This window comes from Streptomyces sp. NBC_01549 (assembly GCF_026339955.1).
Taxonomy (GTDB): domain Bacteria; phylum Actinomycetota; class Actinomycetes; order Streptomycetales; family Streptomycetaceae; genus Streptomyces.
The window spans coordinates 431,087-454,229 of the sequence record NZ_JAPEPW010000004.1 but is presented as its reverse complement, the minus strand read 5'-3'; the positions used below and the strand labels follow the sequence as shown (position 1 = coordinate 454,229).

Annotated in this window: 26 protein-coding genes and 2 pseudogenes; 13 read left to right on the top strand and 15 right to left on the bottom strand. The window is 68.1% G+C overall.

Annotation, left to right across the window (positions count from 1 at the left end):
• Window positions 1-218 precede the first annotated feature (218 nt).
• From OG819_RS52745 to OG819_RS52730, 4 genes are all read right to left on the bottom strand, one after another.
• A complete protein-coding gene (locus OG819_RS52745) occupies window positions 219-815 on the bottom strand; it encodes a TetR/AcrR family transcriptional regulator (RefSeq protein WP_266636091.1) in 597 nt (198 codons plus the stop codon).
• Between the two features lie 50 nt (window positions 816-865).
• A complete protein-coding gene (locus OG819_RS52740; RefSeq protein ID WP_266657010.1) occupies window positions 866-2,221 on the bottom strand; it encodes an MFS transporter in 1,356 nt (451 codons plus the stop codon).
• Between the two features lie 332 nt (window positions 2,222-2,553).
• Window positions 2,554-3,126: an FMN reductase gene (locus OG819_RS52735; protein ID WP_266657008.1), complete on the bottom strand. Its 573-nt coding sequence runs from the start codon at window positions 3,124-3,126 to the stop codon at window positions 2,554-2,556.
• 86 nt (window positions 3,127-3,212) lie between these two features.
• A complete protein-coding gene (locus tag OG819_RS52730; protein WP_266636095.1) occupies window positions 3,213-3,680 on the bottom strand; it encodes a MarR family winged helix-turn-helix transcriptional regulator in 468 nt (155 codons plus the stop codon).
• A 251-nt stretch (window positions 3,681-3,931) separates the two neighbouring features.
• On the opposite strand from OG819_RS52730, the gene OG819_RS52725 reads away from it, so the two are divergent.
• From OG819_RS52725 to OG819_RS52710, 4 genes are all read left to right on the top strand, one after another.
• The gene (locus OG819_RS52725) at window positions 3,932-4,492 is read left to right on the top strand and encodes an NADPH-dependent FMN reductase (protein WP_266434755.1); all 561 of its coding nucleotides are present in this window, start codon (window positions 3,932-3,934) and stop codon (window positions 4,490-4,492) included.
• A gap of 318 nt (window positions 4,493-4,810) precedes the next feature.
• Entirely contained in the window at window positions 4,811-5,179 is a 369-nt protein-coding gene (locus OG819_RS52720; RefSeq protein WP_266657006.1) for a DoxX family protein, read from the top strand.
• A 518-nt stretch (window positions 5,180-5,697) separates the two neighbouring features.
• Window positions 5,698-5,901: a hypothetical protein gene (locus tag OG819_RS52715; RefSeq protein WP_266657004.1), complete on the top strand. Its 204-nt coding sequence runs from the start codon at window positions 5,698-5,700 to the stop codon at window positions 5,899-5,901.
• A gap of 313 nt (window positions 5,902-6,214) precedes the next feature.
• Window positions 6,215-6,853, top strand: a complete 639-nt coding sequence (locus OG819_RS52710; protein WP_266657449.1) for an isochorismatase family cysteine hydrolase — start codon at window positions 6,215-6,217, stop codon at window positions 6,851-6,853.
• Window positions 6,854-7,010: 157 nt separating this feature from the next.
• Here the strand turns inward: OG819_RS52710 and OG819_RS52705 are convergent, their stop codons facing one another.
• Window positions 7,011-7,184, bottom strand: coding sequence for a hypothetical protein (locus OG819_RS52705; RefSeq protein WP_266657002.1), 174 nt, complete (start codon window positions 7,182-7,184; stop codon window positions 7,011-7,013).
• Window positions 7,185-7,192: 8 nt separating this feature from the next.
• Between OG819_RS52705 and OG819_RS52700 the strand changes: the two genes are divergently transcribed.
• The gene (locus tag OG819_RS52700; RefSeq protein ID WP_266657000.1) at window positions 7,193-8,011 is read left to right on the top strand and encodes an ATP-binding SpoIIE family protein phosphatase; all 819 of its coding nucleotides are present in this window, start codon (window positions 7,193-7,195) and stop codon (window positions 8,009-8,011) included.
• Here OG819_RS52700 and OG819_RS52695 read toward each other — a convergent pair.
• From OG819_RS52695 to OG819_RS52680, 4 genes and pseudogenes are all read right to left on the bottom strand, one after another.
• Window positions 7,999-8,433 (bottom strand): hypothetical protein, encoded by a 435-nt coding sequence (locus tag OG819_RS52695; RefSeq protein WP_266656998.1) that lies wholly within the window; start codon window positions 8,431-8,433, stop codon window positions 7,999-8,001. The genes OG819_RS52700 and OG819_RS52695 overlap by 13 nt on opposite strands.
• A 284-nt stretch (window positions 8,434-8,717) precedes the next feature.
• Window positions 8,718-10,460 (bottom strand): phospholipid carrier-dependent glycosyltransferase, encoded by a 1,743-nt coding sequence (locus tag OG819_RS52690; RefSeq protein ID WP_266656996.1) that lies wholly within the window; start codon window positions 10,458-10,460, stop codon window positions 8,718-8,720.
• On the bottom strand, window positions 10,432-11,253 hold the full coding sequence (locus tag OG819_RS52685) for a hypothetical protein (RefSeq protein WP_266656994.1): 822 nt from the start codon (window positions 11,251-11,253) through the stop codon (window positions 10,432-10,434). The genes OG819_RS52690 and OG819_RS52685 overlap by 29 nt, the downstream gene beginning before the upstream one ends.
• A 32-nt stretch (window positions 11,254-11,285) precedes the next feature.
• Window positions 11,286-11,546, bottom strand: a pseudogene (locus OG819_RS52680) (MFS transporter); the annotation flags it as partial.
• 300 nt (window positions 11,547-11,846) lie between these two features.
• On the opposite strand from OG819_RS52680, the gene OG819_RS52675 reads away from it, so the two are divergent.
• Window positions 11,847-12,173 (top strand): hypothetical protein, encoded by a 327-nt coding sequence (locus OG819_RS52675; protein ID WP_266656992.1) that lies wholly within the window; start codon window positions 11,847-11,849, stop codon window positions 12,171-12,173.
• Between the two features lie 167 nt (window positions 12,174-12,340).
• On the opposite strand, the gene OG819_RS52670 is transcribed toward OG819_RS52675, so the two are convergent.
• Together OG819_RS52670 and OG819_RS52665 are read right to left on the bottom strand one after the other, a co-directional pair.
• Window positions 12,341-12,970 (bottom strand): HAD-IA family hydrolase, encoded by a 630-nt coding sequence (locus tag OG819_RS52670; protein WP_266656990.1) that lies wholly within the window; start codon window positions 12,968-12,970, stop codon window positions 12,341-12,343.
• A gap of 335 nt (window positions 12,971-13,305) precedes the next feature.
• Window positions 13,306-13,692, bottom strand: coding sequence for a TetR/AcrR family transcriptional regulator (locus OG819_RS52665; RefSeq protein ID WP_266656988.1), 387 nt, complete (start codon window positions 13,690-13,692; stop codon window positions 13,306-13,308).
• 167 nt (window positions 13,693-13,859) lie between these two features.
• Between OG819_RS52665 and OG819_RS52660 the strand changes: the two genes are divergently transcribed.
• The 6 genes from OG819_RS52660 to OG819_RS52635 all read left to right on the top strand — a co-directional run bounded on the left by OG819_RS52660 (window position 13,860) and on the right by OG819_RS52635 (window position 19,827).
• On the top strand, window positions 13,860-14,489 hold the full coding sequence (locus OG819_RS52660; RefSeq protein ID WP_266636113.1) for a cysteine hydrolase: 630 nt from the start codon (window positions 13,860-13,862) through the stop codon (window positions 14,487-14,489).
• Entirely contained in the window at window positions 14,486-16,084 is a 1,599-nt protein-coding gene (locus tag OG819_RS52655) for an aldehyde dehydrogenase (NADP(+)) (protein ID WP_266656986.1), read from the top strand. Before OG819_RS52660 ends, OG819_RS52655 begins: the two co-directional genes overlap by 4 nt.
• A 97-nt stretch (window positions 16,085-16,181) precedes the next feature.
• Complete coding sequence (locus OG819_RS52650; RefSeq protein ID WP_266656984.1) at window positions 16,182-16,667, top strand: lipocalin-like domain-containing protein; 486 nt, start codon at window positions 16,182-16,184, stop codon at window positions 16,665-16,667.
• A gap of 204 nt (window positions 16,668-16,871) precedes the next feature.
• A complete protein-coding gene (locus OG819_RS52645; RefSeq protein ID WP_266656982.1) occupies window positions 16,872-18,155 on the top strand; it encodes an MFS transporter in 1,284 nt (427 codons plus the stop codon).
• Between the two features lie 29 nt (window positions 18,156-18,184).
• Entirely contained in the window at window positions 18,185-18,523 is a 339-nt protein-coding gene (locus OG819_RS52640; protein ID WP_323139485.1) for a transposase family protein, read from the top strand.
• A gap of 767 nt (window positions 18,524-19,290) precedes the next feature.
• Window positions 19,291-19,827, top strand: a complete 537-nt coding sequence (locus OG819_RS52635) for a hypothetical protein (RefSeq protein ID WP_266656980.1) — start codon at window positions 19,291-19,293, stop codon at window positions 19,825-19,827.
• Here the strand turns inward: OG819_RS52635 and OG819_RS52630 are convergent.
• A complete protein-coding gene (locus tag OG819_RS52630) occupies window positions 19,784-20,701 on the bottom strand; it encodes an IS5 family transposase (RefSeq protein WP_266656978.1) in 918 nt (305 codons plus the stop codon). The genes OG819_RS52635 and OG819_RS52630 overlap by 44 nt on opposite strands.
• 503 nt (window positions 20,702-21,204) lie before the next feature.
• Here OG819_RS52630 and OG819_RS52625 point away from each other — a divergent pair.
• Window positions 21,205-21,365 (top strand): annotated as a pseudogene (locus OG819_RS52625) (MFS transporter); the annotation flags it as partial.
• Here the strand turns inward: OG819_RS52625 and OG819_RS58940 are convergent.
• The 3 genes from OG819_RS58940 to OG819_RS52610 all read right to left on the bottom strand — a co-directional run bounded on the left by OG819_RS58940 (window position 21,350) and on the right by OG819_RS52610 (window position 22,940).
• Window positions 21,350-21,622: a hypothetical protein gene (locus OG819_RS58940; protein ID WP_323139489.1), complete on the bottom strand. Its 273-nt coding sequence runs from the start codon at window positions 21,620-21,622 to the stop codon at window positions 21,350-21,352. The pseudogene OG819_RS52625 and the gene OG819_RS58940 sit on opposite strands and share 16 nt — an antisense overlap.
• A 65-nt stretch (window positions 21,623-21,687) precedes the next feature.
• A complete protein-coding gene (locus OG819_RS52615; protein ID WP_266656976.1) occupies window positions 21,688-21,981 on the bottom strand; it encodes a muconolactone Delta-isomerase family protein in 294 nt (97 codons plus the stop codon).
• Between the two features lie 347 nt (window positions 21,982-22,328).
• Entirely contained in the window at window positions 22,329-22,940 is a 612-nt protein-coding gene (locus OG819_RS52610; RefSeq protein ID WP_266656974.1) for an NAD(P)H-dependent oxidoreductase, read from the bottom strand.
• Window positions 22,941-23,143 lie beyond the last annotated feature (203 nt).

Here is a 23,143-nt window from a genome sequence, read left to right as displayed (position 1 = left end):
TCGGCCTCGGCGACTCATCCGCCGCAGCCGCCGAGTTCGAGCTCGCGGTCCTCGACCTCGGTGAGGGCACGTACGTGCACGGTCGGCGCGCAGCTGAAGTCGGCGATGCGCAAGTACGCAGTGAGCTCCCGGACAGCGCCGGCCGTGATCGTCAGTCAGGCGGACGGCGACTGAGGCGCCCTTGCCCCCCGGCGTGTTTTCGGCCGGGGGAGGAGCTCTTATGGAGTGCTCGTGCCTGCCGTCAGGGGTGCCGCGTCGAGCAGGACGGCCGCGGCGGCCCGGGCGGTCGTGGCGGCAGAAGGGTCACGGTCCATCCGCGCCGACTGCCCCGCACCGTCGTACAGCAGGTGGAGCTGTCGGGCCAGCGCCTCGGGGGCGGCGTAGCCGGACGCCGTGGCCAGTTCTGTGAACAGGCCGCGGAGCCAGAGACGGTAGGTGTCGGCGACCTGGCGGATTGAGCTGTCCTCGGCCGTCTCGGCGGTGGCCCGCACGAAGGCACAGCCGTTGTACCTGGGGTCGGTGATCGCCTCGCCCAGGGCGTCGAAGACGCCGAGCAACTGCTCGCGCGGGGTGCGGAAGCGGGTCAGGGCCGTGGTGATCCGGTCCCTCATCCGCACGTAGCGCAGCTCCAGGTAGGCGCAGACGAGGCCTTCCTTGCTTCCGAAGGTGTTGTACAGGGACGCCTTGGCCACTCCCGCGTGCTCGATCACACGGTCGATGCCGACGGTCTGCACGCCTTCACCGTAGAAGAGCTCGTTGGCCGCTTCGAGCAGCCGTTCGCGTGCGGACGGCTTGGTCGCGGTTCTGGTCGCCATGGCCACATCCTTTCAGACAGACCTGTTCATTCTAATGCCGGAGAGCTCCGTCACGCCTCTGAGACCTGAGCCACAGGGGCTGCCTCGGAGGGGACATTCTCCGCGCGCACCACCGACATCCGCCGCACGGGTTCGACCCGGCGGCCGCGGAGCAGCAGCCCGGTCAGGGCCGCGAGAGCCAGCACGATGACGGCGATGCCGTACTCCCTGGACGTCTGGATCAGTCCGCCGCCGTGCACGACCAGGACGCCGGCGATCACGGCCGGCACGCCCAGGCCCATGTAGCACACGACATACAGCAGGGAGAGGACTCCGGCCCGCTCCTGCGGCTCCACCTGCGGAATGACCAGCCGAATGCCGCCCTGGAACCCGCTTCCGAAACCGACGCCGGAGATCGCGCCGCCCACGAAGAAGCCGATCACGGAGAGCGTGCCGCCGGTGCCCGAGCCGATGGACACCAGGGTGATCGTCACGCCGACGACCAGTGTGCCGACGCTGATGAGCATCATGGTCCGGGTCCCGGCGCTGCGCAGGACCACGACGGCGAGACCGGCGCAGCCCGCGATGACGAACAGGGGCAGCCCACCCCACACCACGGAGGTGGAGTGCACCAGGGTCCGGGTGATGGCCGGGCCGAGTGCGCCGTACAGGCCGGCCAGCGACCACACCGCGAAGATCACAGGGGCGGCGATGGCCACCGACGCACGGGCCGACCTGGGCAGCTTGAACTCGGGAACCATGCTGGCCAGCGCGCCCGGCTTGCGGGTCACCGTTTCGTTCAGGGCGAGCACGCCCAGCGCCTGCACCACGAAGACACCGAGGAGCACGGCATAGACGAGATGCGTGGGGGCCGGCAGGTACTGCACGATCAGTCCGGAGGCGAAGGCGCCGCTCGCGGTTCCCAGCGTGGGGGCGAAGGAGTTCAGGAAGCTGCCCTTGCGCGCGTCGATGTCGAGCATTCCGGCGCCGAGAGCACCGACCGCCGCGCCGGTGCTCAGCCCTTGCAGGACGCGGCCGACCAGCAACGTGCCCACGTCACCGGCGGTGATGAACACGACCATCGCCAGTACCTGCACGAGCAGGGCCATCAGGAGCACGGGGCGTCGGCCCACCTGGTCGGAGATCCTGCCGAAGACCAGGAGTGCGGCCAGTACGGCCACCGCGTAGGTGCCGAAGACGATGGTGATGGTGATGGGGGAGAAGCCCCAGTGCTGCTGGTAGATCGCGTAAAGGGGGGTCGGAGCGCTGGACGACGCCAGCAGCGATATGAGGATCGATGCCAGCAGGCCTATGGAGGCCTTGGGCCCCAGGCTCAGGGCCCGGCGCCGCGGCGCCGCGTGCGCGGGAGACGACTTGACCGGGGCACCCGGTGAGGCGGGCTGACGCGAGGTGGATGCGCGGCTCATGGGTCACTTTCCGAATAGGGCGAAGCGGGACCCTCATACTAGACAGACCTGTCTGACTAGTATGAGATCGGAGAGCGTGAGGTGTGTCGCATCAGCCCCATGTGTGCGGACTGTCGCTGTGTGTGCCGCGGGAGCGGAGCAGGGTTCGGCCGAGCCGTCACGGCGGGGCCCGCCGCGGGCACGGCACTCGGCACAGTCGGCGCACCGCTCACGCCGCGCACCGCTCACGCCGGATCCACGCCTGCGGGCCCCTCCGGCCGGTAGTCCGCGTCCGCCGGCCCGATCGCCGGTCTCGCGACGGTCGGGCCGGCCGCGTCCGGCGCCGAACCGGCTCACTTGCCGCCCAACAGTTGCTCGAACGGCACATGGTCGCGGTAGGGATCCGCAGGCCCGGACGGCTCACTGCGGGATGTCGCGACGGCGAGTTCCCGGGCCGCTCGCGCCACGCGCTTCAGGAGCGCTCCCTGGGAGTCGCTTCCACTGCCCCAGTCCTCCGTCGCGGCGTAGACCGCGGTGGGCACGGTCATCGCGTGCAGGTAGGTGAACATCGGCCGCAGCGCGTGTTCCAGTACGAGCGAATGCCGCCCGGTACCGTCGGTGGCCGCGATCAGCACGGGCTTGTCCGCCAGGGCGGTGTCGTCGAGGCAGTCGAAGAACAGCTTGAACAGACCGCTGTAGGACGCGTTGAAGGTCGGAGTCACGGCGATCAGGCCGTCGGCCTTCGCGACGGAGTCGAGCACACCTTGCAGTTCCGGTGACGGGTAGCCCGCCATCAGATGGTTCACCAGATCGTGAGCATGGTCTCGCGCCTCTACGACGACGATCTCGACCTGCGAGCCGAGTCGCTCGAACTCGAAGCGGGCGGCGTCCGTGAGCCGGTCGGCGATCGGATTCGGGAGCGGCACACGTATTAAGGCCCTGTACTGTGGCTCACACCTCGGAAGGGGAAGCGGATACGGGTCGGCATGACTCCGGCGGCCGTGTGCGGCGGTCAGGTGGCGACGTTGCGCAGGGCCGCCGCGAGCTTCTTGAGGTCCAGTTCCTTGAGGTGGTCGAGGAAGTGCCGTCGGATCGCGTCCAGATTGGTGGGCCAGGCCTCTTCCAGGCGGGCCAGGCCGGCGTCGGTCAGTGAGGCGTGCCAGCTGCGGCCGTCCGTCTCGCACCGCAGCCGCTCGATGAAGCCCTCGTTTTCCAGTCGTTGCACGATGCGGGTCGTACCGCTGAGCGACATCTCGATGGCGCCGGCGAGCTCGTGCATGCGCAGCTGCCGGTCGGGTGCCTCCGACAGGTACATCAGGGTCAGGTACTCCGTGTTGGACAACTGCTGCTCTCGCTGCATCTGGGCGTCGATGGCGCGCGGCAGGGCGTAGAGGAGGGAGGGGAGGGCGCGTACAACGGCCTCTTCTTCGGCGGTAAGCGGTTGTAGCGCGTCCGCGGGCGGGGTGGACTTCGGTGTCATGGGGGCATACCTCACGTGTGTGCGGTGGAAAGCACCTCTGCCGACCGAGTGCTCCGGCTCCCTGGACTGCTGCAGTTCTCGTTCGAGCCCTGTGCTTTCCTCACCTGCGGACCGGCCGTCGGCCGAGTGTTTATTTGACGAAACAACCTCTTGTGCTATGTTGCTTGTCGAGTCAAGTATATCGCGAACCGGTTGCCAGGGCCACATCTACGCCCGGAACGGACGCGGCTCATTTCCACGAAGGGTTCAACGTGACCAAGATCGGAATCATCCTCGGCAGCACCCGTCCGGGACGCAATGGGGAGGCTGTCGCCCGTTGGGTGTTCGACATCGCCTCGAAGCGGACCGACGCGGAGTTCGAGCTGGTCGACCTCCTCGACTACAAGCTTCCGCACCTCGACGAGGCGCTGCCGCCGTCGCTCGGCCAGTACTCCCAGCCGCACACGCAGGAGTGGGCGAGCAAGATCGCCTCGTTCGACGGCTTCGTCATGGTGACGCCCGAGTACAACCACTCGACGTCCGGCGCGCTGAAGAACGCCATCGACTACCTGTACGCGGAGTGGAACAACAAGGCAGTCGCCTTCGTCGGCTACGGCGGCTTGGGCGGCGCCCGCGCGGTGGAGCACCTGCGCCTGATCGCGGGTGAACTGCAGATGGCGGACGTGCGTTCGCAGGTCTCGCTGTCGCTCTTCCACGACTTCGAGAACTTCAGCGTGTTCAAGCCCGGCGACTTCCAGCTGGAGGCGCTGAACACCACGCTGGACCAGGTGCTCGCCTGGAGCAAGGCGCTCGCCCCGCTGCGTGCCGCGTAACGGACACATCTGCTCGTAAGGAAACGGCGGCGGCCCGGCGGAGAGGTCTGGCCGCCGCCGTTCTCACGTGACGAAACCGACTATCACGGCGAGTTCCGTGGCCGGTGAGTCGCGTCATCTGGCGGGGCTGGACCTTGGCAGACTCGCGGCAGCCCTGCGTGGCATCGGCACCTGACCAAGCGGTCCAGGATCCCGACGGCTGATCCGGCCTCCGGTCCCGGCCCATGCGCCACACGTGCCGACGCACTCTCGTCCGAACGGGCGGAGCGTGCGGTGCGCCCCTTCACCTTCATCCCACTTCCTCATCCAAGGACCTTCGTGTACATCGCCGCTGTCATCCTCACTGTTCTCCTCGCCCTGGTCACCCTTGCCGCGGGCGCGCCGAAAGCGCGGTTCAAGGGTGACGTCGTGGACGGGCTCGTCGCGAAAGGGCTCAGCTCCGCGCTGGTCCGCTTCATCGGCCTCGTCGAGGTGGCCGCGGCGGCGGGGCTGGTGGCCGGCATCTGGTGGCAGCCGCTGGGCATCGCGGCCGCCGTCGGGATGGCCGTCCTGCTCCTCGTGGCGATCGGCTACCACGTGAAGTGGGGCGACTACCGGGACAGCGCCGCTCGTGGCGCTGCCACGGTTCCGGTTCTCCTTCTCCTCGTGGCGGTCGCGGCGGCCATCACGCTGGCCGCGTCGCAGTGACCGTCATCATCTCCTCGGCGTGCCGTTCGCCCAAGCAAGATCCACAAATACGTTGATCGTGAACGGCCGTACGTTCGTGCGGCCGGGTCGTCGTATCAAGAGGGATCCGCAGGTGAGGCATGAACGTATCAACATCTCCGGTCAGGACATCACCTACACGGCATCGGAGGGCACCGGCCGCACCGTTGTCCTGATCCATGGGAACTCCTCGTCCGCAAGGGTGTGGCGCCCGCTGATGGAGAGCTCCTTCGGGGAACGGGTTTCGCTGCCTGGCACTCGATCTGCCCGGTCACGGCTTTTCGGCGCCGGGCCGAAACCCGGACGTCTACTCGCTTCCCGGGTACGCCTCCCTTCTCGCCGGCTTCGTCAGGGAGTCGGACGCCGCGAGTTTCCTGGCGCCCGGATCGGCCCTGCCCACGGAGGATCTCGTCGCCGACATACTCGCCACCGACGGCGCGGCACGCACCGGCATCCTGGCGAGCATCGAAGCGGGTACGTTCGCCGACGAGATCCGCGTGGTGGCCGAGCTGACGCGGCCCGTCGCGGTACTGCACGGCGAGGGCGAGCAGCTGATCAGCCTCGACTATGTGGAGGGACTCACCATGCCGACGCTCTGGCGCGGCGCCGTGCAGATCCTGCCGGGGGTGGGGCACGCACCGCACCTGGAGGCGCCGAAGGCCTTCGCGGAGATGCACACCCGGTTCGTCGCCGACCTGGGCTGACGCACCCGTACCGCTGTCTGGGGACGGTACTGCCCCGGGGAGAACGAGATCACGACCGAGATGCAATCGCATCGGGAGCGTGAGAGCTTGGTGGTGACAACTGTGGAACCCGTCCCCATCCTCCGGCGGCCGGGCTGTGGGCCGGGCGACGAGGGCGGTGTCGGCCGCCGACACCGAGTGATGCGGAGACGGTGGAGCGGCGCTTCCCTGAAGCGAGCACGCCTCGCGGGCGGTGATCGCCGAGAGGCGGCGGGGTGTTCCGGTGAGGGCATGCCGATACGCCGGGAGTTCGCAAGTGAAGAACCGAGGTGCGATGAACGCCCAGGATGTGACATATTCGCCCGAAAGTACCGCCCTGCTGATCATCGATCCGTACAACGACTTCCTGTCGGAGGGCGGAAAGATATGGCCGCAGGTCAAAGAGGTCGCAGAGGAGATCGAACTTCTCGACCACATGCGGGCGGTGCTCGCAGCCGCCCGCGAACAGGGTTTCCACGTGTTCATCGTGCCTCACCACCAGACGGCGCCGGGAGACTACGAGACGTGGGATCACCTGTCCCCGACCCAGCAGCACGTCGTCGAGCGACAGACCTTCGCGGTCGGCAGCTGGGGCGCCGAGTGGCATCCGGACTTCATGCCGCGGGAGAACGAGCTGGTCATGCGCCAGCACTGGGCGTCGAGTGGCTTCGCCAACACGGACCTGGACATGATGCTGAAGCAGCACGGTGTCCAGAAGGTCGTGATCATCGGCATGAAGGCCAACACGTGCGTCGACACCACCGCCCGTTTCGGGCAGGAGCTGGGGTACCACGTGACGCTCATCCGCGATGCCATCGGCGCCTTCTCGTGGGACGAGATGAGGGCGACGTTCGACATCAACGGCCCCGCGTACGCCCACGCGATCTTCACCACGGATGAGTTTCTGAAAGCCCTTCAGAAGACTGCCGCATAGGCCGACGGAGCCGGACGACAAGGCGCTGACCGCCGCGGCGACCACGGCGCTCGCCGCGACGGGCCGCTGGTCCCGGCGAGCGAGGGCTCCCGCCGGTGGCGGGAGCCCTCGGTGATTCGTCGGTGTGGTCCGGCCCTCATGCCGCCGGCGTCCGCACCTACTTCGTCAGATAGGCGTTGACGATCGTCTCGCTGACCGTGTTGCCCTGCCGGTCGGCGGCCGCCGTCTTGAAGGAGACACTGCCGCCTGCCCTGGGATTGGTGACCTGCACCCGTCCGTCGCGCACCCTCACCGTCTCCCAGTGGCCGCCCTCGTCGTAGGAGACCCACACCTGCAGGAATGGAGCAGCTGGTGACCTGCTGCGTCATCGCGTTGGACACGGCCGACGGCATGGCGGAGGTGGCCCTGGCCGGGCATCCCGCGCCGCTGGTGCAGCGGCCCGACGGGACCATCGGCACGCTCGAGGCGCCCGCCAACCTGCCTCTGGGTGTCACGCTCAGCCATGCGTACGAGGGACGTGAGCATGTTGTCGAGCCCGGGAGTGTGCTGATGCTGTACTCCGACGGCCTGATCGGCTGCGACGGAACCGACCCCGAGGTGTGCGCGAGAGCCCTGTTCGGTTCCAGCAGTCGGGAGACCGGGGGCGATCTCGAGCAGTTGGCCGACGGCCTCATCGCCGACGTACTCGGCCCCCACCAGCGCCGCGACGACGCGGTGCTGCTGCTGGCCTGCTACGAGGACGCCGGTGGCGAGGGTTCGCAGCGGGTGGGAAGCCTGCACATCCAGCAGCGTGACCTGCACGGGGTCAAGGCCGCGCGTGCCTTTGTGGACGACCGGTTGAACTCCTGGGGGCTGGCGGAGATCTCGGACACCCTCCGTCTCATCGTCTCCGAGATCGTGACCAACGCGCTCATCCACGCGGGCAGCGACGTCGATGTGCGCCTGCGGGCCTTCGCGGACCATGTTCGGCTGGAGGTACGGGACTCCGACAGCAACCCGCCCGTCCCCTCTCCCCTGGCGCTCTCCGAAGAGGAGAACGCACGGGCGGAGCACGGCCGCGGTCTCCTCATCGTGGAGGCCCTGTCCGGGCAGTGGAACACCTCCCCGAACGGCCGCGGCAAAACGGTATGGCTGGATGTGGCTGTTCAGGATGCCTGAGCCACTCGGTGCTCAGCCTCCCCGGGACCTGACGCCGGTACTGTGACGACGCCTGTTACCAGTTCTCGATGGTCAAGTCGCCCGAGGCGCGAAAGACGCACTTCCCGTGGTGGTTGGGCCATGGGCGGGTCGACGAGCTTCCCGAGAAGCTGTTCGCCGGCTGGGTCCGCGCGATCATCGACTGGGATGTCGACATCGTTGAGCCAGTGGGGGTCGACATCCGTGGTGGACAGTTCCGTACCGGTGTCGGCCGGCAGGAAGCGGGCCGTGGGGTACAGGTCGGTGTCGGCGGCCGCGGACAGGGTCAGCCGCCAGGTCAGGGTCTGTCCTTCGGTGACGTGGTCCGCCACCGGTGTCACGCTGACCATCGGCCTCGGGTCGTCGTCGTGCACGGTCAGGCCGCCGGCAGAGGCGCCGACCACCGCATCGCCTTGGCAGACACGCCGTACGACGCCGTACCGTCACCACACGGGAGGTGCTCTTCCCGGTGGCGGTGTCGGTGGTGAAGAGCCGGATCTGACCGCTGCCATGGCCGGAGACCCGTACCGGCACCACCCGATAGGTCTTGCCCCCGGAGTCGCCCACTTGCTGCGGGGGGGTCAGTTCCAGGCTCTTCACCTGCTTCAGGCCAGCGGGAGTTCGAGCCAGTTGCCGCTGATCTTCCCGTTCGGGCAGGTGACGGTGCGGCGGTCGAAGTCGATGGCGGCTAAACCCAAGTGTCCAGCCACATACGCGACCGCCAGTCGTCGATCGGGATCGTCGTGCCGGTGTAGAGGGGCCAGAAGTAGATGAAGTTCCAGGCGATGAGCAGCACAAGCACGCCCGCCGCCACCGCGCCCCGTGTGCGGCGTTTGCCGTCCGCCTCCGGCGGCCCCAGCAGCGCGCCCAGCATCATCGCCACGGCCAGGCACAGGTACGGCACGAAGGCGACCGCGTAGAAGGAGAAGATCGTGCGGTCCTGGTACAGGAACCAGGGCAGATAACCGGCAGCTACCGCGCACAGGACGGCGCCGGCGCGCCAGTCGCGGCGCAGTGCCCACCGGTAGAGCAGATAGACAAGTGCGCAGCATGCCGTCCACCACAGGAGCGGTGTGCCCAGTGCGAGGATCGCCTGCGAGCAGTCGGCCGTCGCGTGGCACCCGTCCTGCCCGGGTTTCGGCGACTGGTAGTGGAACAGCACAGGGCGGCCGAGGACCAGCCAGCTCCACGGGTTGGACTCGTAGCGGTGCCAAGTGTGGAGCCCCACATTGAACTGGTACACCCCGTACTCGTAGTGCCACAGGCTGCGGAGCGGAGCCGGGATCCACGACCAGGTGCCACCGCGGCCGTCTGCCCAGTGCCGTCCGTAGCCGTTGTCGGACAGGAACCAGCCTGTCCACGTCGTCAGATAGGTCGCCACGGCGACCGGGACGACGGACAGCAGCGACCAGCCGAGGTCCTTGCGCAGCACTGCCCGGTACGGGCGGCGGGCCCCCGCCACGCGGCGAGAGCCGACGTCCCACAGCAGGGTGAGGACCAGGTAGAAGACGAGGAAGTACAGGCCGTTCCACTTGGTCGAGGCCGCCAGTCCGAGGAAGAGGCCGGCTGCGAGCCGCCATGGACGCAATCCCATCCCGGCGCGGTCGCCTGTGACTTGATCCGGGCGCGTGTGGCCGTCCTCGCGCACCGGGAGGGCTGCCGCTAGCCGGGCCCGTGCGTTGTCCCGGTCGAGCAGCAGGCATCCGAACGCCGCCAGTACGAAGAACATGACGATGATGTCCAGGAGAGCGGAGCGGCTCATCGCCATGTGCAGACCGTCCACCGCCATCAGCGCGCCGGCCAGGCAGCCCAGTGCCGTCGACCGGAACAGGCGGCGGCCTATTCGGCACAGCATCAGCACCGACAGCGTGCCCAGGACCGCAGTCATGAAGCGCCAGCCGAACGGGTTGAGGCCGAACATCCCCTCGCCGAGGGCGATCACCCACTTGCCCGTCGGCGGGTGGGCGAGGAAGGACCCGGTGTCGGAGAGCGGGATCACCTGAGGGTGCGCCAGGACCTGTGGGTCGGCGATCTTGCGGTCCGGCCAGGTGCCCTCGTAGCCGAGCTGCAGCAGCGACCAGGCGTCCTTGGCGTAGTAGGTCTCGTCGAAGACGAGGTCCCGCGGTTGCCCGAGGTGCCAGAAGCGGATCGCTCCGGCTAAGACGGCGATGAGTACCGGCCCCAGCCAGTCCATCGCCCTCGCGACGCGGTACGCCAGTGCCGGATTGATGCGTGTGAGCTCCCAGAGGCGGGTTGACGGCTCGGGAAAGGACGGAACCAGGCGCTCGAGGATGTCGGGACGGGGGCGTCCGACGTATCCGAACAGGCGTAGCCGGTCCTGCCAGTTACCGGGCGCCGCAGTCGGACGACTGCTGTCGAGGACATGGGAACGCTGCGCGCTGCTACTCGTCACCGGGTGATCTTTGCGCATGGCGGCCGAGTTCTGGCAGCGGGGGGCGGCGCAGGACAGTCCTGTACTGCCGGGCGTCGCGCTGTGTGACCCCCGCCCGGACGGTCCGCTCGCGTTGAGCGTCGTTGCCGCGGTAAGCGAACCTGGGTAGCAAGAACTGGGTGATGGCGCCGACGGTGAGTGCGTACAGCACGGTGCCGATACCCACGCTTCCTCCCAGTAGCCAGCCCGCCGCGAGCACGATGATCTCGATCAGCGTGCGGATGAGCCGTATGGAGCGCGTGGTTATGCCGGACACTCCGGTCATCAGTCCGTCGCGGGGGCCGGGTCCGAAGCGCGCGCCGACGTACACAGCGATGGAAAATCCATTGAGGAGGACACCCCCGACCAACAGGCCGGCCCGGGCCGGGAGTCCGAGGTGCTCGGGGATGAGCGAGAGGCCGAGATCCGATGAGTATGCCAGGACGATGATGTTGGCGACGGTGCCGAGTTTCGGTCTCTGTTTGAGGGGGATCCACAGCAGGAGCACGAGAACTCCGACGACGGCGCTGATAGTGCCGAAGCTGAGGGACGTGTGCTTCTGCAGCCCCTCGTAGAGAACGCTCCAGGGGTTGACGCCCAGCGAGGCCCGGACCATGACCGAGAGGCTGAATCCGTACAGGGCGAGGCCGATGAGCAGTTGGGGAAGGCGTCTCAGCGGCTGCTCACGGAGGGGGACGTAGGCGAGGAGTGGCGCAGGAAGGCGCGGTGCCGGAGCAGCTTCGGTGGGATGTTCCAGAGCGCGGTCATGGGGGAGCGGAGCGTCAGCGCTCACGGACGGACCTCCAGCGCGGCGCCGACGGCCTGCAGGGCGAACAGCGCCAGTCCGCCCGTCGTGCCCGACACCGTCCAACTGTTCGCGCTCGTCACCCCGAAGTCACGGGAGACGAGCGGTAGCAGGGCCTGCGTGGAGTAGAGGAGCGCGAAGGTGGCGACTCCGGCGAGGAAGAAGGCGGGGCTCATCCGGCGGTCGCCGGCGCCGCCCGGGGGCAGACGGGAATCGGCGGCGAGAAGCGCGGTGGCATTGGCGCCCGTGGTGGTGGACGCCCCGGTATCGACAGCTGGCATGCCTCGAACGTATGGACCCCTAAACCCATCCGTCCAATGAACAAAGACTCCCTGATCGTTCCTGTGGTGCATCAGCAGAGCTCAGAGGGGCTCGGTCACCTTTCGATGACACGAGTGATGCGGCGGACATCGACACGCTGCTCGGGCCCCGTCATCTGGACGACGGGGCGCCGGCCTACTGAGGTCTTCGGATTGTTATCGGCCGATGGGTGGGGTGAGTCCGGTGCTAGTGAGGCATCCGTCGATGAGGTCGGGACGGAGCCGGATGTGACGCAGGTCCCGGCGGAAGGTACGTTCGGGATGTTCGTCGTCGATGAAGGCGACGTTGGCCAGCGGGCCAAGTCGTCACAACGACCAGATGCCGTCCTCCGGATTCAAGTCCAATGCATACGACGGCAGTTGCACTCTGGTGATCCGGTTGTGTTCGGCGGCGTACTTGCGCGTCCCGGCGGGCGGCACACTGCCATGACCAGCCGTGCCGGTCCATCAGCCGCCACCTTGGATCGCCTGACGGGCGCCGAGGTAGTCGATGTGGCTGAACGCCGCGATCTTGAGCCGGCGGTTCTCGTCACGATGGTGGGCGCGGTCGCGGGTGCGGTGCCCGAGTGGGATCTCTGCCCAAGGTAGCTTCCTGACCTGGGCATACAGAAGCCACCCAGCACACCAGTGACCTTCGGATTGCGCTGACCGTCAGAGGCGCTCTAACGTGGTCGGGAACCAGTCGGGCAAGTGGGCCCATGACGAGGGAACCGGATCCGCGACCACGCCGCTACCCGTAATGCGATGGTTGCCGTCTAGACCTCTTCGGTCAGGGACACCCCGAGCAGGTCCTCAAGCTGGGAAATCGTCTGCCGGGGTGCCTTCGCGTGGAGCGTCGCGAAGCCCAGATCGGCAGCTGCCGGGAGGTAATCAGCGGTGTCGTCGACGAAGACACACTGCTCGGCGGGCAGTTCCAGAAGCTTCAGCGCGGCCTGGAAAATCTGCGGGTCAGGCTTGCGCATTCCATGGTGCTCGGAGATCACCACGGCGTCATACAGCGCGTCGAGGTCGTATCCGTCGTAGAGGTTCCAGGGCGCGAGTCCGACGGAGTTGGACAGGATGCCGACCTTGATCCCTGCTCGTCGTGCCGCGGCAGCCGCGTTGATCATCAGCGGTTCGGGGCGCAGGTCGGCGAAGATCCTGCCCATCAGGTTGTCCGGAGCGACCCCGAGTCGCGCCGCCGCGGCCTCGTTCCACTGGTTTTGGGTGATCGCGCCGCGCTCCAGCCCCTGGGTGCGCCGGGTCCCTTCCTCGTCCAGGTACAGCGCTGTGATGCATGCGCCCTCGGCCAGTCCCTCGCGCTGTTCGAAATTGAGCACGGCGGGCAGCAGTGGTGTGGTGAGCACCCCGCCGAAGTCGAGGACGAGGCCTGCGCGCTGGGACATGCGGAAACTCCAACAGTGATGAGGCTGATGTGTCGATCTGGGAGAGCAGGCCGAGCCGCGGCACGAACCGTGCCCGGTGTCGGCGAGGCGAAAGCACGGATACGGCCAGCGGCGTCGAGCGGTTTCCCCAAGGGGAAATCCACGGCCTGTGACCGTCATCCGTGCCGTTCGTCGTGCGGTCTCCGACGCCGGGCGTGGGCGGCTATGCCTGGGCGGGTTCTCCGCCTCCGAGGAGGCCGGCCTCGGTGAACGTCTTCACGAGGTGGTGGTGGTCGGCGACCCGGGTGAGCTGAAGCAGTTCGGTCTCGGCGGTCATGTAGGGCCGGCGGCCGGGCTTAATGGACGCCCGCGCCGAGGCCGCCGGGGTCGCGCCGACGTCCTGCGGAGGCGCCGAGGGAGACGACCCCGCAGCCGGTGGCCGGCGCGTCCCGGTGCCGTTTGGTGAGGTAGGCGTCGATGAGACCGGCGCGCGCGTCCTGCTCGTTCTTGTTCGCGGCGCGTTCCATCTTTGCTGTGCCCTCGGCCAGTGCGACGGCTGCGGCCTGGGCGATCAGGTCGTCGCGTGAGGCGAAGTGCTTGTAGAAGCCGCCGTGGGTGAGTCCGGCCTCGTTCATCAGCTCCGCGACACCGGGGCGGGTGACGCCTTCGGCGCGCACCTTGCGGGCCGCCATCCGCAGCACCCTCTCGCGGGATGCCTCCTTTTCGGCCTGCGAGTGCCCCACGATGACCTCCCTCTGAGGGGCGGCGTCGGCCGCCGATAAATGGATGATATGCATCATACACAAGGACTGCAAAAGGTGATGTGACGTGCATCTGTTTGACTTTCAGGATGATGGTCGTAATCCTCATTTCTAGATGTCATCCATCATCCAGTTCTGAGGGAGAACCCGTGGCCGAGAACTACGACCCACGCCGCACGGCGATTCTGCTGGTCGACCCCTACAACGACTTCCTGTCCGAGGGCGGCAAGATCTGGCCGCGTCTGGAGCCCATGGCGGAGGAGGTCGGTCTGCTGGACAACCTGCGTTCCGTGGTCGCCGCGGCGCGCCGGGCCGACGCTCGCGTGATCTTCGTCCCGCATCGGCGCTGGGAGCAGGGCGACTATGAGAGCTGGGATCATCCCAATCCGACCCAGCGGGCCATCATGGAGCGGCACAGTTTCGCCCGTGGCACCTGGGGCGGGGAGTTCCACCCCGACTTTCAGCCGCAGCCTGGCGACGTCGTCGTCCGGGAGCACTGGGCGCAGAGCGGGTTCGCCAACACTGACCTGGACTTCCAGCTCAAGCAGCACGGTGTCACGCATGTGGTGGTCGTCGGTCTACTGGCGAACACCTGCATCGAGTCCACCGGCCGGTTCGCCATGGAGCTCGGGTATCACGTGACGCTGGTCCGCGACGCGACCGCGGCCTTCCTTCCCGAGATGATGCACGCCGCTCACGAGCTGAACGGCCCCACCTACGCCCACGCCATCGTCACCACGAACGAGCTCACCGCCGCGATCGAAGGAGCACACGCATGAGCAGGGAACCGACCGGAGAGCTGCTGACCGGAGAGCTGCTGATCGGAGCGGCCCCTGTGCCCGCCACCGCGGGAACGATGAGGGCGCTCGATCCGGCGACCGGAGAGCTCATCGGGCCCGAGTTCGCCTTCGGCGGCGCCGCCGAGGTCGAGCGTGCGCTGCGCCTCGCCGACGAGGCCTTCGACAGCTACAGCCACACCGGCCTGGCCGAGCGGGCCGCGTTCCTGGACCTCATCGCGGACAGGCTCGAGGCGGTCAGGGACGAGCTCGCCGCACGCACCGCCCTGGAGACCGGCCTGCCCCTCGCGCAGTTCGAGGGCGAGGCAGTGCGCAGTGCCGCCGTGTTCCGCAAGTTCGCCACCGTCGTCCGTCAGGGCCGCTTCCTCCAGGCGGCCATCGACCCCGCCCAGCCGGACCGCCGGCCCGCGCCGCGCATGGATCACCGGCTGCAGAAGGTGGCCCTGGGCCCCGTGGTGATCTTCGGCGCCAGCAACTTCCCGATCTCCTACTCCGTGGCGGGCGGCGACATCGCCTCGGCCCTGGCGGCCGGCTGCCCCGTCGTCGTCAAGGCCCACAACGCACACCCCGGCGCGTCCGAGATCCAGGGCCGTGTCATCCAGCAGGCCGTCGCCGAGGCGGGACTGCACGAAGGCGTCTTCTCCCTCGTCCGGGGCGCCGGCAACGAGATTGGTGAGGCGCTGGTGGACCATCCCCTGGTCCGGGCGGTCACCTTCACCGGCTCCGAGGCCGGCGGCATGGCCCTCTACCGCCGGGCTCAGCAGCGCCCCGACCCCATCCCGGTGTTCACCGAGATGACCAGCGTCAATCCGACCTTCGTCCTGCCCGCCGCCCTGGCGGCCCGCGGCGCCGAGATCGGCGAAGGCCTCATCCAGCGCGCCATGTACAACGTCGGACAGGCCTGCCTGAAGCCCGCCGTCCTCCTCGCCGTCGAGGGACCCGGCTTTCAGGAACTGCGTGACGCGGCGACGGCCGAGGTGGAAAAGGCGGCCGCACGCACCATGCTCACCCCCGCCATCCACGACTCCTACACCCGCAACGCACAGCGGCTGGACGACAACGGCGCCGGCCTGATCGGCGCAGGCCCGGCCCCGGCCGGCGCAGGGGACGGCCAGTCCCTGCTGTACGAGGTCACCGGTGAGCGACTGCTGGCCGAACCCGCCCTGCGCGAGGAAGTCTTCGGCCCCGCCGTCCTGCTGGTCAGACTGACCAGCCCAAACCAGCTGCTCGAGGCGGCCCGCGCCTTCCGCGGACAGCTCTCGGCCACCCTGCACGCCGAGGCCGCCGACCGCGCCGCCGCCGAACAGCTCCTGCCGATCCTGGAACGCCGCACCGGCCGCATCGTGTTCAACGCCTTCTCGATCCCCCAGGAGGTCTCCTACGCCTCCACCCACGGCGGCCCGTTCCCGGCGACCTCCGACAGCCGCTTCACCTCCGTGGGCATGGGCGCCATCGAACGGTTCCTACGTCCGGTCACCTACCAGAACTTCCCCGACGAACTCCTGCCACAGCCACTGCGCGCAGCGAACCCGCTGCACCTGTGGCGCCTCGTCGACGGCGAACTCACCCAGCGCTGACCGCTGCCACCGGCCCCGTTCGCCCTCCCGGAACGGGGCCGGTTCGCTCTCCCGAACGGGGCCGGTTCGCTCTCCCGCAACGAAAGGAGTCCCTTCCATGACCGTCACAGACCACACCGCCGCAGGGAATGAACGCGAGGCCCGCGAAGAGATCCGCAGAAGGCTGCTCGGCGCATGGCACCTCGTGTCCTACACCGCCACGAGCACCGACGGGAAGGTCATCCACCCCCTCGGCCCCGCCCCGCACGGCCTGATCGTCTACACCCCGCAGGGATACATGTCCGCCCAGCTGGGACGCGGCGACCGCCCACCCATGAGTTCGGCACGCCTCGAGGACGCGACGGCCGATGAACTGGCCCAGGCAGCGGCCGGCTACGTCGCCTACGGCGGACCGTTCGAAGTCGTCGACCCCACAACCGTCGAACACCACGTCACCACCAGCCTCTTCCCGAACTGGATCGGACGCTCCCAGGTCCGGACGGTGAACTTCGAAGGCCCACTCCTCAAACTCGGCCTCGTCACCCCCACCCGACTATGGGGCGCGGAACGCACAGCCGAACTCACCTGGAACAGGCCGACCTGACCGCAGCCCGCGTCGCGGCCTCTTCTCGCGCAGTGCCCTGCCTGCACGCAGGGCGTATCCAACGGGGAGCAGAGGGACCGGCCTGCTCATTGTCGTCGGATCGCCACGGCGTGCCGGAACCATCGTGACAGCCGTTGTCGCGTCCTGTCGACGCGATCGCGTCTCCGCCCATCACAACCCGTGCTTCACGCACATAAGGACCCCATGACCAGCGCAGCCACCCGCCCGGACGTCAAGCGGGGAACCATCCCCGTCTTCGCCACCGCGACTGCGATCACCGTCTCCAACATCTATTTCACCCAGCCGCTCCTCGACGAGATCGCCCGGGGCTTCGGGATAGCACCTTCCGCTGCCGGGCTGGTGGCCACGACAGGACAGATCGGCTATGCACTGGGCATCATCGCCATCGTCCCGCTTGCTGACACCGTTCGGCTTCGCCGGTTGTCCATCCTTCTGCTGGCCGTCACTGCCACCGTCCTCCTCGCGGGCGCTTTCGCCCCCTCGGTCGCTCTGCTGAGCATGGCCACCCTCATACTCTCTGCCAGCACCGTGCTGCCGCAGGTCATCATGCCGACCGTCGTCTCCATGGCGACTCCCGGCAATGCCGGTCGCGTCCTGGGAGCGGTGGGGACGGGGCTGACCATGGGCGCCCTGCTCTCGCGCACCGTCGCCGGCCTCATTGCCGAGGCCACAGGTACCTGGCGGGCAGGATTCGTCATCGCTGCCCTGGTCACCGGAGCCCTGCTCCTGGTCCTTCCGCGCTACATGCCGGACGACCGGCCGACCTCGACCGGAGCTTCGGAAAGCTACCTCCATCTGCTGGCGTCGCTCCCCAAGTTGATCGCCGAACACGCTCCCTTGCGTCTGTCAGCCGCGCTGGGAGCGACGGTCTTCGCGGCCTTCTCCGCCTTCTGGTCGGCACTCGCCTTCCACCTCACCGCGGCCCCGATCTCACTGGGCCCCGCGGTGATCGGACTGTTCGGCCTGTTCGGCGTGCCCGGCGCCCTGGCCGCCCGTTACTCGGGGCGCCTTACTGACCGATGGGGCACGCGCAACGTCAACGTCCTGTCCCTCACGTCGATGCTGCTCGCCTTCGCACTGTTCGGGTTCGCCAGCCAGTCACTCATCGCCCTCGCTGTGGGCTGCAACCTTCTCGGCTACGGAACGACCAGCGGTCAGATAGCCAACCAGGCGCGTATCTTCGCCGCACCCCCCACGATCAGAGCTCGGCTCAACACCGTATACATCTTCGCGGTCTTCGCCGGAGGCGCCGTCGGATCCGCGGTCGCCGGGGTGCTGTTCTCTGCCTTCGGGTGGACCGGTGTGGTGCTCAGCGGACTCGGCTTCCTGCTGCTCGCAGGCGTCGTCCTGGTGGGCTACGCCCTGCGCGCCCCCCGCGCAGCCGGCCGGACGACCGTAGCCGCCGACACTCTTGAGAAGCATGCGGAGGACGACGGTCGCGTCGGCGACATCAGCAGCCGACGGTAGCCGCGTAGGTCCGACGGCCGGGAACCGGCATCATCGACGGCACCGAGATCCGGGTCCGTCGCCCGGCCCAAGGACGCAACGACGGGGACAAGTTCATCTCCGGCAAGAACAAGCAGAACGCCGTCAAATCCGTGGTGGTCACGGACGGCGAAGGACGCGTGCTGTGGTGCAGCCCGGCCCAGCCCGCACGCTGCGCGGATATCACCCACGCACGCCAGTCGGGGCTGGTCAGGCTCCTGGCCGGCGGGCCCGCGGTCGAGATCCTCGCCGATGCCGGCTACCAGGGGCTGGGCGTACAGACCGGCGGACGCGTCGTGACACCGCCGCACCGCAAGTTCAAGAAGAACGCCCCTGCCTGGTACGAGTAAATATACGAGCGACAGCGCAAGGCACATTCCGCACGCCGTAACCGCGTCGAGCACGCCATCGCGCATCTCAAGCACGGGCGAGCCCTGGCCCGCCACCTTGGCCGCCGCAACCATATGAGCCATACAGTGCAGGCCATTGCCGACCTGCTGTCCCATCAGCAGAACGCGGACCTGACATCGGCTCAGCAGATGTGAACCCGGAGCCCAAGCGAACTCCTCGACGCCTCACCGCCAACCATGCACGAGCCTCGATTACCGATCCGCATCCGGGAGGCTCAGCACCACACGGGGGGTCTCTCAGGAATGATTCCTGAGAGACCCCGATTGGCTGTCCGAATCAGCTGTGGTTGGCATTCTCAGTGAGCAGGCGGAGCAGCTCTTTGGCTGTGGTGTGCTGCTGGGGTGTGAGGCCCATGGCGTCGCCGATGGCGAGGTGGACGGTGTGGGCCTTTTCTCGCAGGTCCGCGCCTTGGCTGAGCGCATGGAGCCAAACGGCCTCACAGACAGTCGCAGCCTGTGGCGTAGAGCAGCAGGAAGAGGGCCGTCATGGCGGCCACAGTGAAGCCGACAGCGGTCAGGGCGGCGAGGCCCCGACGGCGACCCTTCATGGGAGTGCGGAAGGTCTGCCAGGCACCGTGGGCGAGGAAGAAGCTGAGAAGCTGTTGTCTTTCCGGATGTGATCGCCGCGTTTGCGCTGGTCGGGCGTATGAGTGGTGGTTCCGTGGGAGTTGTGGCCTGTCGAGTCATCGCTCCCCGGGAGGTCGCGAATGCCGTCAGTCGTCGGACTGCTGGAACAGCACGAACTCGCCGCTCGCCGTCGAGTCGACGGGCTGCGGGAGGAGGCCGACCGCATCCAGGCCGAACTGGCCGCGGCCGAGCAGGAATGGCAGGAGTGGGCGATCGCCCGCAAGCGGGTCGACACGGTGCTGGCTGCAGACGGCGGCAGCACCGCCGACACGGAGGTCACCGAGGATCCGAGGGATGCAGACGCGCAGTCGGCGCCCCGGGATGCGGCGAAGCCGAAGTCGCAGGTGCCGGTATGGCGAGAGGGGCTGGCCTGGCCGGCACTGTCGGTGGACTACCAGCGCATCCTGCAGTTGGGGGCGGACCGGGTCCGGCTCGGGCAGGGGCCGGTAACCTGCCAGGAGATGGCCGCAGCGTTCGGCATGGACGTGGTGCCGGCACGGGTGGAGGCACTGCGGTCGAAGGCGAAACGTCTGGTCGCGCGTGGCTGGCTGGCTGAACCGGCGCCGGGCCGGTTCACGCCCGCCCGCGGTGTGGCCCAGCCAGACGGCGGCTCATGACCATGGTCATCGACCACAGGATCATCGCCTCGGCACTGGCGGTGCGCCGCTCGTAGTCGCGTGCCAGGCGGCGGCTGCGCATCAGGTGGGCGAAGAGACGCTCGACGATCCATCGTTTGGGCAGGACTACGAACCCCTTGACGTCGTCGCTGCGCTTGACGATCGCCAGCACCAGCGCGAACGCGGCCAGGCAGTGCTCGACGAGGCTGCCGGTATAGCCGCCGTCAGCCCAGACGAGGGCGAGGCGGTGGTGCGCGTTGGCCACCCGGGCGAGCAGGACCTGCGCGGCCGAACGGTCGCCGACATCCGCAGCGGTGACCATCACGCCCAGCAGCAGGCCGAGGGTGTCGACCACGACATGCCGCTTGCGCCCGTTGATCTGTTTGCCGCCGTCGTAGCCGCGGCTGTCTGAGCCCACCACGGCGTCCGCCTTGACCGACTGTGAGTCGATCACACCGGCCGTGGGCTCTGTGTCCTTGCCCAGCATCCCGCGGACCCGCTCACGCAGCCGGTCGTGGAACTCCCTGACCAGGTCATGGTCGCGCCAGCGGCGGAAGAACGCGTACACCCGGTCCCACGGCGGGAAGTCCACCGGCATGGCGCGCCACTTGATTCCGTTGTCAACGAGGTAGCGGATCGCGTCCAATATCGCCCGGTGGCAGTACGCCTCCGGCTGCCCGCCGCGACCGCGCATCCAGCCCGGCACCGGCAGCAGCGGCCGGACCTTGGCCCACTCCCCGTCGGTCATGTCGGTCGGGTAACGGCGCTCGCGCATCCCGTTGTCGGTGGCGTTTCCGAACCGGTGAGCCAGACAGTCACACGCGAGGGTGACCGGGGTGGACTCCGTCTCGGCGGTCGCGTAGAACTGCGACAACAGGGCCTCCTGGATCGCTCGTTGGCATAGACACCCTCTGAGCTACCAAGAGGCCCTGCTCTCATGCCCGGCGCCGACCGCAATCACCCGATCGAGACTCCCGTTCGAAGCGCATCTCTCAAGATCGAAAAGACAACAGCTTCTGAGCAGCCCCGCCCCCGCGATGGTGAAGCGTGGGCTGAAGGACCAGCTCAGGTGGGCGATCAGAGCCAGGCAGCCGAGCAGGGCGCAGGCGAGGAGGCTGAGGATCACCTCGGCGACGGCTTCTCCCACCATCTCGATCAGGAAGTCGCCAACGCCTTTCGCTGCCCTTCGGACCCCCACGGCGCTCCTCCACCCTCGCGTCCGATGGCCCCGAGCGGGGCCTGGTAGGGAGGACCCCCGTCGAGCCGAATTGGTTGCCGAGGTGCTCAGGAGCTGCCAGCCACGGCACACAGTCACACCTTGACGAAGGACATAGAGGCACCCCCCCAGCACGGCGACCGGCTCGGTCCTCGGCCACAGCGGGGCTGACCCTCTCGGCGTTCGCCATGTACGCGGTCGTCGTCGCCGTGGTCCCGCGCCTTCTCGAACGCGGCTACCCCGCCACCCAGGCAGCCTGGACCCTCGGCCTCGGCGGAGCCGGACAGACCTTGTGGGGCGTACTCTTTACTCGGCGCTCGCCCCGGCACCCGACCCACCGCCCGAACGCTGCGTCTGGGGACGGGACAACGGGGCACCGAAGCAGTAGTCGATACCGCCGCCGCAGCCGAGGTGCTCGTTGTGCTCGCGACCGGGATCGAAGCGGTCGGGGTCCGGGACGAAGTCGGGGTCGCGGCTGCCGGCGGCGCCCACGCGTTCCCCGCCGGGGTGGCCGTCCAGGAACGCGAAAAAGGGGTGCCGAGGTGGATGCCCGACCTCGTGGACCTCACACCAGCTCAATTCCGCCGTCTGGCGGTCGTGATCGGCGCACCGTGCCGTGGCAGTGAGGTGCCGTGCCAGAAGACTCAGTCGGTCCGGCCCGGATCGTTGGGGTGCGACTGCAGGGCAGTGATCACCGCGGTCATCCAAGGCCACAGGGGCAGGCTTCCCAGGACCTTCGTACGCAGCTCCGCCTCGTCGTCGGCGCACCATACGCCGATGCTGCGAAGCTCCCCGACCGGGCGCCATAGCCGGAACAAGTGGCCTTCGGCGGCGAGCTCCTTGGCCCGCACGGCTTCGGCGGCGCGGCGCCGGTCGACCTCTCCTTGGTCGGTTCCCTCGGGCACGCTGGTGGTCAGCTCGACCAGGAACTCCTTCATGGTCTCTTCCTCTCTCGTTCCTTCGGGGGCGCAGGGCTTCGCGACCGTCTGTGAGGGTCCCCTGCGATGCCGGAAGAGTCGGTCTCTGTCTCGGCTCAATGCAAACAGGTCGGCGCGTCATCGCCAGACGGCGAGTTGGGGCCGCATGCCCGGCGCGATCAAGATGAAGCTCGCACGCGCCGGGCCCCGAGTGGTGCCGCCGGTTCAGGGCTCAGAGACCCGTCCCCACTGATGCTTCAGGGAAGGCGCGGGAACCATTGGCCGGCGGATCCATGTATGTGTCGGACGCTGCAGTTGGTGCGGTCTGTCGGCGACCGCCGGGGTGGCGCCGACAGGTTTGCGTGTGGTCAGGCAGCAGCCTTGAGCGCAGTGGCTATCTTGATGACGCGCTGAGCCTGGATGCCGGCAGCGGTGCGCGTGACGTCGTCCACGGGGTTGCCACCCTGGGCGTCGACGTGGGAGGTGCCGTACGGGTTGCCGTCGACGAACTTGTGCGGGTCGGTGAAGCCAGGGGTAACGGTGATGCCGCCGAAGTGGTGCACCGAGTTGTAGAGTGCGAGGAGTGTCGACTCCTGGCCGGCATGGGCCGTGGCGGTGGAGACGAACCCGCTGTAGACCTTGTCGGCGAGCTTGCCCTCCGCCCACAGGCCGCCGAGGGTGTCGATGAACTGCTTGAGCTGGGCGGAGACGTTACCGAAGCGGGTCGGTGTGCCGAAGACGACGGCGTCGGCCCACTCGATGTCCTCGGGGGTGGACTCGGGGATCCCGGCGGTGGCCGCGTGGTTGGCGGCCCAGGCCGGGTTGGAGTCGATGGCGGCCTGAGGGGCGAGCTCAGCGACCTTGAGAAGACGGACCTCGGCGCCGGCCTTGACGCCTGCGTCGTGGAGCTCCTTGGCGATCTCCGTGATCGTGCCGGTGGACGAGTAGTAGACGATGGCGAGCTTGACGGGAGTGGCCATGGGGGCGCTCATTTCATGAGGGGCTTCGGATGAAGGCGATATAGTAGACCGGTCGTCTACCATCGATTACTCGTCGATAAGGCTGACGGCCGGACTCCTGTGGATGCTACATAGCATCCAGGTAGATGACAACCAGCATCCTGGCGTGCGGAGCTGTCCGGCGGTGGGCGGGCGGCTTCACCGCCGCGGCGTCGCGCGTCTGT